We start from the raw sequence: 11,144 nt of genomic DNA on the forward strand, positions 1-11,144 counted from the left end.
TAAAAAAGGATTCAATCTCAAAAAAATAAGATTTTTAATTTTTATACACAAGCAGTCCAATTCTATGATGCCCTTCTTATTTATAATTGCGGGAAAGAGCCTCTTAGTTAATATAGATAATCTTCGAAGGGTTAAATTTGTCATGAAGGAAGGCAAAATTATATTCCGCTAACAGGACACTATAGTTCAACATGAGAGGGGCTGTCGCTAGACAGCCTTTCGTTACGCTAACGGGCAGTTTAACGTAAACATAATTGTTTTTACTTCTCGTGAAGGATATATCGAAATGATGCCGAAAGATTTTACATAATTCTACCAAAAAAGTGGAGGGATTTGTGTGAATGAAGAAGTAATCGAAAAGAAAGAAAAGTCCAGAATAATACTGGGAAAACCGATTCAGGTTCGTCTAGTTTCCGACCTGCAGAAATCGCAGTCCTATTACCGTGATTGCCTCGGATGTTCTGTGGATGATTGGGGACATGCGGAACGCGATGAAGTGTCCTTCATACTTCAGCAAGCTGTTTCAAGCGAGGATGTAAAACCAAATGTCGTCTCTGCAAAGCGCCCGAATTATCCTACAGAATGGATAGGTCCTGACTACGGCTGGGATACTTTCCTGCACATCGGTTGGGAGGAACTAGACCAATTTGTCGAAGAAGTGCGTGTGAATGGTGGCAATATCGGAATAGAACCGTTTACGGGGGCACACGGCGATTGGGAATTTAAGAATGCCCATATCCTTGATCCTGACGGATACAATATTGTTCTAGGTGCAATGCGAAAGATTAAGTAACGATAGTTTGTCATTAAGCTAACGGGACACGATAGTTGAATAATCCATCACATTGATAAGCAGGTGCTTCAGTATCCTGCTCTTTTTATTAAGCTAACAGGCAGGTTAGTTGAACAGTGTTGTTTAATTTGTGTTCAACAATCGGTACATAATGTGGAATAAGAAAATTTGTCATTATTTTAATGTGTAGTAGACTTAGTAACTACAGTTTTTTCTTCCTATTTAGTTGGAATGAATTTTTTGGTTTTTAAACGAAGAGGAGAGTCGATATGGAAGTAGTATATTTTGCAGGTGGATGTTTATGGGGAGTACAAGCTTTTATAAAAACTTTACCTGGAGTTAAGTTTACAGAAGCAGGAAGAGCTAATGGAACAAGTCATACACTTGAGGGTGATTATGATGGGTACGCCGAATCTGTAAAAACAGGATTTGATCCGACAGTTGTAACGATCAGTGAATTAATGGGGTATTTATTTGAAATCATTAATCCATACAGTTTGAATAAACAAGGACAGGACGTTGGCGAGAAATACAGAACAGGAGTATATAGTGAAAAGCCTGAACACTTAAAAGAGGCGAAGGCGTTTCTTAGTGAGAGAAATGATTATGACCTTATAGTTGTTGAAGTATTACCTCTCATAAACTATGTGAGAAGTGCAGAAGAACATCAAGATAGATTAGCTAAATGTCCAAATGATTATTGTCATATTCCAGAAGAAATATTAAGCAGGTATAAGTAAGGGAGAATATTAAACTAACGGGGAACGTTAGTTCAATAACAGCGTCAGTCTAAGACTGATATGCTCCCCATACGGTAGACAGGCGAAATAAAAAAACCTGCTACTGTGAGGGGAGCTTATTCATGTCTAGAGGGAAATATAACGCTTTGGAGAAACTCACCATCCTCGAAGAGGTATCGAATGGGGAGATTGGTTTTTTAGCAGCTGCGACGAAATATGGGATTAACAAGACGACTTTAATGAAATGGCAACGTCGATATAAGACACATGGATATAAAGGGTTGGAGCGCCGTACACATCTTCAAAGGTACAGTGCTGAACTGAAGATCCAGGCGGTGAAGGACTATCTTGAGGGGGACTTGTCTCAGTATCAGATCATCGATAAATACAAGATTGCTAGTACGAGGCAGCTCTTCAATTGGATTAACAAGTATAATGGTCATAGCAGCTTAACAGCCTACAAAGGGGAAAGAAAAGCTATGACAAAAGGGCGAACTACGACTTGGCAAGAACGGATCGAAATCGTTCAGTATTGTCTGAGCAATCAATATGATTACCAAAAGACAGCTGGACAGTTTCAGGTCTCCTATCAGCAAGTATACCAATGGGTGAAGAAGTTTGAAGGTGGCGGCCAGGATGCATTAAAGGATGGTCGAGGAAGAAAAAAAGCCCCAGAAGAGTTAACGGCGGCCGACCAACAGAAACTCAAGATGAAGCAAATGGAGTACGAAATTGAGCGACTTCGGACGGAAAATGCATTTTTAAAAAAGTTAGAGGAACTAGAAAGAAGGCGACGCTAAATCAAACACGGCAGGAAACGATCTACCTTGCCATTCAAGCACTTCAAAAGGACGTGTCAGCAAGCGTTCAACTGCTATGCGAAATTGCAGGAATTGCACGCTCAAGCTATTACAAATGGCTAAATCGCAAGCCCAGCCCTCGTGAGCAGGAGAATGAGCAGTTGATCCATGTAATGATGACCATCTATGAGAAAGTGGAGCGCACTTTTGGGTACCGTCAATTAACTCTGCATATGCGCAGACAAACCGAAAAAACCATTAACCACAAGCGCGTAAAGCGGCTAATGAAGGTCATGGGAATTCAGTCCGTTATTCGGAGAAAGAGGAAAAAGTATGCCAATGCTACTCCACAACAGGTCGCGGAGAACGTCCTAAACCGCAACTTCCATGCGGATACGCCGAATGAAAAGTGGCTCACCGATGTAACGGAATTCAAGTATGGCAACGGCCAGAAAGCGTATTTAAGCGCTATTCTCGATCTCCATGATAAATCCATCGTCTCTTATGTATTAGGGCGTTCCAATAACAATCCACTTGTATTCCAAACGTTGAAACTCGCCTTACAAGAAGCCCCAGAAAACAGCCCATTGCTTCATAGCGATAGAGGCTATCAGTACACTTCACTGAGCTTTAAGAAGCTTCTGGATGGCAACAAAATGGTTCAGAGTATGTCCCGAGTTGGGCGATGCATCGATAACGGTCCAATGGAATCCTTCTGGGGGACCTTAAAATGTGAGAAGTATTATTTGCACAAGTACCATACCTTTGAAGAGCTTAAAAGGGACATTGAGGCCTACATTCACTTTTACAATTACGAACGGTTACAAGCAAAATTAAACGGCCGTAGTCCGATGGAATTTAGGACCAAGGCCGTTTAAACGATTTTGATTATTTGTACTGTCTACTTGACGGGGTGCAGTTCAGACTTTATTTATCAAGTCTTGTTCTGCCGCTGCTTCTTTTAATGAATCAGTCTAAAACTAATTTTTAAAAAACTGAGTAATCTCCAATTCAAAACCCCCGTTAAATCAACAACTCCAGTCTAATACTTTATTTTCACCGAACAAGAAGATTTAAGTGAGATGTTCGGCAGGAAAAACTATCCTGATTATCTAGCCATCGCATTTGGAAATATGGCAGGAGATGTTTCTGAAGGGCGTATTAGTGAACTTATGATGAAGAGGGGGGATGAATCCGAATTTGGGCTTGAAATAGTTCTGAAAAAGCTGCAGTTAGTTGAACCTGCTAGAGCATTTAATTTATCTCGGAGGATTCTAAAAGATCCAAATTGGCGAATTTTATGGTTAGATGTTTTTGGTTACTTGGCCACGATCGATAGCGTTGAGGTTGAGGATATATTTATACAATATGAAATCGAGAATGAATATGACCCGCGGGATAATTGCAGAATGATTACTGATGAATATTTAAGGAATAGATAATATCAGAACATTAGTTACAGAGAATTTAAATTTACAAAAAAATAGCCGCTAAACAGTTCCTCACTGTATAACGGCTGTTATCTGTTCTCTTATGCAGTCGCTTCAATTGCATTGTCCTGAACATAAGAACTAAGCTCTTGCTGAAGCGCTGTGCTGATGGAAGTCATTGGGAGGCGAAGCGTATCCGAATTGATTAGGCCATTCTGGCTAAGCATCCATTTGATTGGAGCGGGGTTCGATTCCTTGAACAAGAGACGGATGATCGGCAGTAGTTGTTCAAAGTTTTCTTTTGCCAAGTCGAATTGACCCGATTTGAAGGCTTCGTATATACGGATACATTCTGCTGGATAAACGTTCGCAGTAGCAAGCATGCCACCAGCTGCTCCAGCGCTAAGCATTTCATAAAAGAGTGAATCGTCGCCGCCAAGCACAGGTTTGCTACCTGTACGAACTAGCTCAGTAACCATTTTGGTGCTACCTGAGCAGTCTTTTAATCCGACAACATTATTCATTTCTAGGATTGTGCGTGCAGTGTCTAGGGTCATAGCAGTACCAGTACGACTTGGAATGTCATAAGCCATGATTGGAATACCTACTTCTGCTGCTTTGCGGAAATGGGCAATGATGCCCTCTTGCGATGGACGACTATAATAAGGGACGACTACTAGTGCGCAATCTGCACCAAGGTTAGCTGCGATCTCTGTGCGTGCTACCGTAGAAGCTGTGTCATTGGTTCCTGTACCGACTACTAAGGGGATAGATGTAGATTGTAAAAGCTCACGAGAAGTGTTTACTAGAAGCTGCATTTCATTTACGGTTACAGTTGGCGATTCACCGGTGGTTCCATTAACAACCAGACCTTGTATGCTGTTGTTAATAATGTTCTTTACATAACGCTGATACGAATCCAGATCGACTTCACCAGCAGCATTGAACGGGGTGACCACGGGGACATAAATTCCATAAATCTGTTGTTCTGTAAGCATAAATTATCGGCCTCCAAAATATTTTAATTCCTCTACATACACTTTACCATGGAATGTTGCATCGTCGTTAGCTATAATAAATGATGTGTATCATCAAAAATATTGATGTTAGGGTGAGGTTATGGATTTAACCTATTTACGAACATTCCGCGAGGTAGCTAAACGTCAGAGCTTTACACGGGCTGCTGAAGAGCTGGGTTACGCGCAGTCGAGCGTTACGATGCAAATACAGAAAATAGAGAAGGAATACGGAGTGCCATTGATAGAAAGGCATGGTCGACAGCTGCGTCTTACCCCGCCTGGAGAAGAGTTGTTGAAGCTATTCGTGGAGATTTTGGATCTGTATGATCGTTCTAAAGAAACCATCGCCCAGCAAATTGGAGGTACGCTAACGATTGGTACAATTGATTCATTAGCTGCTTTCTACTTACCACCCTACTTACAGCAGTTGAGGACGAAATTTCCGAAACTTGATATCCATCTACAAACGATGCAGGAAGCTAACCTCTTGGCCAAAATAAAAGATGGGGAAGTAGACATTGGTTTGATGCTCGATCGTACCACTACGGATTCTTTACTTGATCGTACGATCATTAGAGATGAACCACTCGTGTTGATAGCCCCCATTAACCATCCCCTTGCCCAGATGGATACAGTAACGCTACAGGATCTAAATAACTGCGAATTAATTGTTTCTGAAGAGAGCTGTATTTACCGGAGTCTGTTCGAGAATTTGTTAAAAGAGCACGGGATTATATTCCGCATAGGTTTTGAGCTTTCGAATCTAGAAGCGATCAAACGATGTGTTATGAATGGTTTAGGGATTGCATTATTACCTAAAATTGTTGCAGAGGAAGAAATTGAGCGGGGGAACTTGGCTGAGCTGCCATTCGCACATCAAGAAATTCATTTTGATCTGCAGCTTTTGATGCATCCTAAGAAGTGGAAGTCTCAGCCATTGCAATTTCTAACGCAAATGTTACTTGCAAATCATTAGTTTATTCCCATCAGGGTCTTTCACCACAAACCATTGTTGATCTTGAATTTCGGTTACTATCTCTACACCGAGCTCCTTCATATAGTTGAAAGAGGCTTGCAAATCATCGGTTATAAGCATAAGAGCAGGTGTTGTAATTGGAGGAGCCCCTTCAGGCTCTAAACCTCCCCACATGGGCATGGTGTCCAGAATGATCCCAGTGCTTCCTTGCATAGTTAACGGGCATAAATGACCGTTCATAATCGGATGATCTGCTTCCTGGAGTCCTAGGACTTGGCAATACCAGCTACGGGCTTTTTCAATATCGTGTACGGGGATAAATACACTGCCAATCAAATTCTTAATGGGACTTGTTGCTGAAGAATTTACAATGGACTGCGCGTGTTTATTCATTCGAATTCCTCCTAGGTCTGATAATGATAACCCTTTATTTGGAATTTATGCATCTAGTCTATTTAAAACATAGAATCAGCCTACGCGCAAGTGGGTCATTAATGATCAATAAAATCTTAAATTTGTATGCAAAAGATAGCATTCTTTAAAGAAAGTCGCTGTAAATATTGACATTCAAAATCAGTTTATGTTATATAAAAAGAAGAATTAGCACTCATCTAACAAGAGTGCTAATCACGAAATGTTGGACAAGATGTTATTTTGAAAGGAGATTTACTTATTCATGGCCAAAAAAGAGTTTAAAGCCGAATCGAAAAGATTGCTGGAAATGATGATTAACTCCATTTATACACAACGGGAAATTTTTCTTCGCGAGTTGATTTCCAATGCAAGTGATGCAATTGATAAGATCTATTACAAAGCATTAGCTGATGAAAGCCTGGTCTTCAATAAAGAAGATTATTATATTAAAGTGACTGCCGATAAGGCGAACAGAACTTTGACGATCTCCGATACAGGTATCGGGATGACGCAAGAAGAGCTAGAGAATAACTTAGGAACAATCGCGAAGAGCGGATCTCTTGCATTTAAGAAAGAGAACGAAGCCAAAGATGGTCACAATATCATCGGACAGTTCGGTGTTGGCTTCTATGCTGCGTTTATGGTAGCAGATGACGTAATTGTGATCAGTAAGGCGCTTGGTAGCGACGAGGCCTTTAAATGGGAGTCTAAGGGCGCTGATGGCTATACTATCGAGCCTGTCGAGAAGGATTCTGTAGGTACTGAAGTGATTTTGAAGATTAAAGAGAATACCGAAGAAGATCAATACGATGAATATTTGGAAGAGTATCGCCTGAAATCCATCATTAAAAAATATTCTGACTTCATTCGTTTCCCAATTAAAATGGACGTGAAGGAGCAGAAGGCAAAAGAAGGCACAGAGAACGAGTTCGAGGAAGTTGTTCAAGAACAAACCGTGAACAGTATGGTGCCAATCTGGCGGAAGAACAAAAACGAGCTGACTACAGAAGATTACGATAACTTCTATGCAGAGAAACGTTACGGCTTCGATAAGCCGCTTAAACATATTCATATCAGTGCAGATGGTGCTGTAGTGTATAATGCGATCTTGTTTATCCCAGAAAATACACCATTTGATTATTACACAAAGGAATATGAAAAAGGTCTTGAGCTCTATTCCAATGGTGTATTGATCATGAACAAATGTGCGGATCTGCTGCCTGACTATTTTAGCTTTGTAAAAGGTATGGTAGATTCAGAGGATCTTTCGCTAAACATCTCCAGAGAAATGCTCCAGCATGACCGTCAGCTGACTCTGATCGCTAAGAACATTAAGAATAAAGTGAAGAGTCAACTGCAAAGCTTGCTGAAGGATGAAAGAGAGAAATACGAGCAGTTCTATAACGCTTTTGGCAGACAGCTTAAGTTTGGTGTGTATAACGATTATGGAATGCACAAAGATACACTTCAAGATTTGCTGATGTTCTACTCCTCCAAGGAGAAGAAGCTGGTAACACTGGACGAATATGTATCAAGAATGCCAGAAGATCAGAAGTACATCTACTATGCATCCGGAGAGTCGATCGACAGAATCGAAAAGCTCCCACAAACCGAGCTTGTATCGGATAAAGGGTATGAAATTCTCTACTTCACTGATGATATTGATGAATTTGCGATCAAGATGATCATGTCTTATAAAGAAAAAGAATTTAAATCCGTATCCAGTGGTGATCTGGGTATCGAAGCAGACGAAGCGGACAAGCCAACGGAAGCGGAAGAGAACGAAAACAAGGAGCTTTTTGAAGCGATGAAGGACATCTTGTCCGGCAAAGTGAAGAATGTTAAAGCTTCCAAACGTTTGAAGACTCATCCGGTATGCCTCTCTGCTGAAGGTGAACTGACAATCGAGATGGAAAAAATCCTGAAATCGATGCCGAATGGGCAAGAGGTTCAAGCGGATAAGGTACTCGAAATCAACATCCATCACGAAGTCTTCCAGTCTTTGAAAGCAGCAGCTGAGAACGATAAAGAGAAGCTCGGTTTATACACGAACCTGCTGTACAACCAAGCACTGTTGATCGAAGGTCTACAGGTTAGTGATCCTGTTCAATTCACTAATGATATTTGCAAAATCATGAAATAGATATTAGAAAAGCCATCCTATCGTATTACGATTGGGTGGCTTTTTTTGTGCGGAAAAGGTAGTAATCGATTTCAGAGTCATTATTTGTGCAACCGCTGATCGAATAGATTATTTCACCTTGTGTGTTTTTTTTACTCGTCACTTCGGAGCAGGTATCGGTTCTGACTCCTGTGTTGCTTCCACCGAATGCATCATTAGAGGTATCGTAGCTATAACTAATTACATTGCCATCAAACTTCAAATCCTTAAATATGGGATCGCCCTCATCTGTGTAACTTGTAACTCGTATATTGTCTGCTTTTTTGCTGGAGAGATTAGTTATAAATTGCTCAAATTTATCGAGGTTGTACACTTTTTCAAAAGAAACAATATCCCCTCTACTGATGGCTTTTTCGGAAGTATAGGGTTCACTTTTGGGAACAGAATTAACCTTATTATCGGAACAACCCCATACCCCTGCTAGTAAAAGAACAGAGAGTATAAGCAAGTTTACTTTTTTCATTGAAGGACTTCCTCCTTGTAACTTATTTATATAAAAGACGAAAATTAATTGAAAAAGTTACAGTGAGCTTGATGTTTCACATTGACAATAAACAGAAAATTAAGTATCATTTCCAGTAACTTGAATATTTAAAGGCAAAGAAGAGAAAGAGTACCACGGCAATTCTTTCTACAGAGAGCTCCGGTCGCTGAAAAGGAGTAAAGAAAAACCTTGGGAATATGGTCTCAGAGCTGCGCATCGAAACCTTTTGGGTTGTAGGCTGCGCCGGAACCTGCATCCGTTACAGTGCTAGGGTATAAACGTTTATTAACGTCGTACCTGAAGAGGTAAATGTCATGAGGCATTTATAAAATTAGGTGGTAACACGTGAGTAGAACTCTCGTCCTTTGTGGATGGGAGTTTTTTTGTTGTCTAAAAAAGGAGGAGAAGGTTAATGAGTAATGTGTTTATAGGTGGTGCTTGGCCGTATGCGAATGGATCTTTACATCTTGGAAGATTATCAAGTGTGTTGCCTGGGGATGTGCTGGCACGCTATTTTCGCAGCAAGGGGGATAACGTTTTATATGTGTCAGGCAGCGATTGTCATGGCACACCTGTAGCGGTTCAAGCTGCTAATGAAGGGATCACACCCGAAGCTTTTGCCAGTCGATACCACGAAGAGTTTCTGCAGTGTTTTGAACAGCTGGGATTTAGTTATGATCTTTATACTCGAACGGATCAACAGCAGCATCATAAGGTTGTGCAAGATTTGTTTGCGAAGCTACTAGAGAATGGTCATTTATATAAAAAAACCATTGCGCAATGTTACTGTGAGGTGGATCAGCGCTTTTTGCCAGACAGATACGTGGAAGGGACTTGTCCAGTATGTGGCCAGCGGGCGCGTGGAGATCAATGCGATTATTGTTCTACGATTCTAGACCCTGCCGATTTATTGGACAGAGTCTGTAAATTATGTGGGAATACACCGTCAGAACGACCGACAGAACATTTTTATCTTAGCTTATCTAAATTTCAATCTGAATTAACGGAATATGTAGAGGAAGCACAATTTTGGAGAGAAAACGCTATAAAACTGACCAAACGTTATTTAAAAGAAGAACTGCAGGACCGCGCGGTAACAAGAGACTTATCTTGGGGTGTAGATGTTCCTATAGCTGGATTTGAAGACAAGAAGATTTATGTTTGGATTGAGGCGGTAAGTGGTTATTTATCAGCCAGTAAGCAGTGGGCCGCACAGTCTGGGCGGAGCTGGGAGGATTTTTGGTCAGAGGAACAAGAGGACATCACCGCTTATTATGTCCATGGTAAAGATAATATTCCTTTTCACACCCTGATATGGCCAGCCGTCTTATTAGGAGCAAGAGAACTACATTTACCGGATCGGATTATATCCAGCGAATATTTAACCCTTGAAGGGCAGAAGTTCTCCACTAGCCGTAATTGGGCAGTCTGGGTACCTGATATTCTAGAGCGGTATCATCCTGACTCTATTCGTTATTTCTTAATTGCCAACGGGCCTGAGAAGCGGGATACGGATTTTTCCTGGAGAGAGTTTATTTATAGTCATAATGGTGAGCTGCTTGGAGCATTTGGTAACTTTGTGAATCGCTCATTGGCTTTTGTAGAGAAGTTTTATGAAGGGATCGTGCCAAGTGGAAAGTTAGATAAGGGGTGGAGCGACAACATTGACCTCTTGTATCTGGAGTCAGGACGCCTAATTGAAGCGGGAGATTTGAAGGATGCGCTCGAGTATATTTTCTTTTATGTACGTAAGGCAAATCAGTATTTTGATCGGCAAAAACCTTGGATTCAGGTAAAAGAAGATCAGGAGTCCTGTGGTTTTACAATATATACATGCGTGCAGATTATAGCTAATTTGGCGAATTTGCTGCATCCGTTTCTACCGTTTTCTTGTGAGAAGATCAGGGGATTCCTATCGCTTGAACTACCGAATTGGAAGCCCAGCTCGGTTCCCCCTTATCAACAGGTAACTGATTTGCAATTGTTGTTTGAACGAATTGATATAAGTCAAATTAAAGAAGAAGAGCAAAGATTAGAACAACAAAAAGTCAATAAATAGGAATGGTTAAGACAAGCTCCGGGCAGGATCCTTAACCCTTTCACGAACTCCAAAAAGAGGAGGTTTCCGAATGGATATCGAATGGATTAATGAGCATTACAAGGAAGCAAATAAAATATTGGACTCTACCCGAGAAGTCTATGAATGGGCTGATTCTCTCTATCCTGACTTCTCAGGTGGACTAAGAGTTAACGTTGGGTATACGCAAGAGATTTAATAGATTTATTATTTTCTACAGAGGTTACTA

12 protein-coding genes and 1 other annotated feature are annotated in these 11,144 nt (G+C 40.8%); of the genes, 9 read left to right on the forward strand and 3 right to left on the reverse strand.

Annotation, left to right across the window (positions count from 1 at the left end; genetic code table 11):
• Positions 1-337 precede the first annotated feature (337 nt).
• The 5 genes from MKX35_RS15405 (at position 338) to MKX35_RS15425 (ending at position 3,775) form a co-directional block, all read left to right on the forward strand.
• Positions 338-793 (forward strand): VOC family protein, encoded by a 456-nt coding sequence (locus MKX35_RS15405; protein WP_076301161.1) that lies wholly within the window; start codon positions 338-340, stop codon positions 791-793.
• A 269-nt stretch (positions 794-1,062) separates the two neighbouring features.
• A complete protein-coding gene (locus MKX35_RS15410) occupies positions 1,063-1,533 on the forward strand; it encodes a peptide-methionine (S)-S-oxide reductase (protein ID WP_076301160.1) in 471 nt (156 codons plus the stop codon).
• A 122-nt stretch (positions 1,534-1,655) separates the two neighbouring features.
• Positions 1,656-2,333, forward strand: coding sequence for a helix-turn-helix domain-containing protein (locus MKX35_RS15415; RefSeq protein ID WP_076301172.1), 678 nt, complete (start codon positions 1,656-1,658; stop codon positions 2,331-2,333).
• Positions 2,291-3,211, forward strand: a complete 921-nt coding sequence (locus MKX35_RS15420; RefSeq protein WP_143759616.1) for an IS3 family transposase — start codon at positions 2,291-2,293, stop codon at positions 3,209-3,211. Before MKX35_RS15415 ends, MKX35_RS15420 begins: the two co-directional genes overlap by 43 nt.
• Before the next feature lie 204 nt (positions 3,212-3,415).
• Positions 3,416-3,775: a hypothetical protein gene (locus MKX35_RS15425; protein ID WP_076300559.1), complete on the forward strand. Its 360-nt coding sequence runs from the start codon at positions 3,416-3,418 to the stop codon at positions 3,773-3,775.
• A gap of 89 nt (positions 3,776-3,864) precedes the next feature.
• Here the strand turns inward: MKX35_RS15425 and dapA are convergent, their stop codons facing one another.
• The gene (gene dapA, locus MKX35_RS15430) at positions 3,865-4,761 is read right to left on the reverse strand and encodes a 4-hydroxy-tetrahydrodipicolinate synthase (protein ID WP_076300560.1); all 897 of its coding nucleotides are present in this window, start codon (positions 4,759-4,761) and stop codon (positions 3,865-3,867) included.
• Positions 4,762-4,882: 121 nt separating this feature from the next.
• On the opposite strand from dapA, the gene MKX35_RS15435 reads away from it, so the two are divergent.
• Positions 4,883-5,758 carry a LysR family transcriptional regulator gene (locus MKX35_RS15435; RefSeq protein WP_042189369.1) on the forward strand — a complete coding sequence of 292 codons (876 nt, stop codon included), beginning with the start codon at positions 4,883-4,885 and terminating at the stop codon, positions 5,756-5,758.
• On the opposite strand, the gene MKX35_RS15440 is transcribed toward MKX35_RS15435, so the two are convergent.
• On the reverse strand, positions 5,741-6,151 hold the full coding sequence (locus MKX35_RS15440; RefSeq protein ID WP_076300561.1) for a VOC family protein: 411 nt from the start codon (positions 6,149-6,151) through the stop codon (positions 5,741-5,743). The two genes, MKX35_RS15435 and MKX35_RS15440, sit on opposite strands and share 18 nt — an antisense overlap.
• Positions 6,152-6,434: 283 nt before the next feature.
• Between MKX35_RS15440 and htpG the strand changes: the two genes are divergently transcribed.
• A complete protein-coding gene (gene htpG, locus MKX35_RS15445; RefSeq protein ID WP_076300562.1) occupies positions 6,435-8,315 on the forward strand; it encodes a molecular chaperone HtpG in 1,881 nt (626 codons plus the stop codon).
• A gap of 25 nt (positions 8,316-8,340) precedes the next feature.
• On the opposite strand, the gene MKX35_RS15450 is transcribed toward htpG, so the two are convergent.
• Entirely contained in the window at positions 8,341-8,817 is a 477-nt protein-coding gene (locus MKX35_RS15450) for a DUF4362 domain-containing protein (RefSeq protein WP_076286273.1), read from the reverse strand.
• A gap of 128 nt (positions 8,818-8,945) precedes the next feature.
• Positions 8,946-9,207 (forward strand) — a binding site (T-box leader).
• A gap of 43 nt (positions 9,208-9,250) precedes the next feature.
• Between MKX35_RS15450 and metG the strand changes: the two genes are divergently transcribed.
• Both metG and MKX35_RS15460 read left to right on the forward strand, forming a co-directional pair.
• Positions 9,251-10,897, forward strand: a complete 1,647-nt coding sequence (gene metG / locus MKX35_RS15455) for a methionine--tRNA ligase (protein WP_076300563.1) — start codon at positions 9,251-9,253, stop codon at positions 10,895-10,897.
• A 70-nt stretch (positions 10,898-10,967) separates the two neighbouring features.
• Positions 10,968-11,114, forward strand: coding sequence for a hypothetical protein (locus MKX35_RS15460; protein ID WP_179085846.1), 147 nt, complete (start codon positions 10,968-10,970; stop codon positions 11,112-11,114).
• Positions 11,115-11,144: the final 30 nt, after the last annotated feature.

It is taken from the genome of Paenibacillus sp. FSL R5-0923, from assembly GCF_038009145.1.
Taxonomy (GTDB): Bacteria; Bacillota; Bacilli; order Paenibacillales; family Paenibacillaceae; genus Paenibacillus_AQ.

Coding starts and splice junctions, on each gene's coding strand:
- MKX35_RS15410 (WP_076301160.1), top strand. CDS start 1,063: ATGGAAGTAGTATATTTTGCAGGTGGATGTTTATGGGGAGTACAAGCT.
- MKX35_RS15415 (WP_076301172.1), top strand. CDS start 1,656: ATGTCTAGAGGGAAATATAACGCTTTGGAGAAACTCACCATCCTCGAA.
- MKX35_RS15425 (WP_076300559.1), top strand. CDS start 3,416: ATGTTCGGCAGGAAAAACTATCCTGATTATCTAGCCATCGCATTTGGA.
- dapA (WP_076300560.1), bottom strand. CDS start 4,761: ATGCTTACAGAACAACAGATTTATGGAATTTATGTCCCCGTGGTCACC.
- MKX35_RS15435 (WP_042189369.1), top strand. CDS start 4,883: ATGGATTTAACCTATTTACGAACATTCCGCGAGGTAGCTAAACGTCAG.
- MKX35_RS15440 (WP_076300561.1), bottom strand. CDS start 6,151: ATGAATAAACACGCGCAGTCCATTGTAAATTCTTCAGCAACAAGTCCC.
- htpG (WP_076300562.1), top strand. CDS start 6,435: ATGGCCAAAAAAGAGTTTAAAGCCGAATCGAAAAGATTGCTGGAAATG.
- MKX35_RS15450 (WP_076286273.1), bottom strand. CDS start 8,817: ATGAAAAAAGTAAACTTGCTTATACTCTCTGTTCTTTTACTAGCAGGG.
- metG (WP_076300563.1), top strand. CDS start 9,251: ATGAGTAATGTGTTTATAGGTGGTGCTTGGCCGTATGCGAATGGATCT.
- MKX35_RS15460 (WP_179085846.1), top strand. CDS start 10,968: ATGGATATCGAATGGATTAATGAGCATTACAAGGAAGCAAATAAAATA.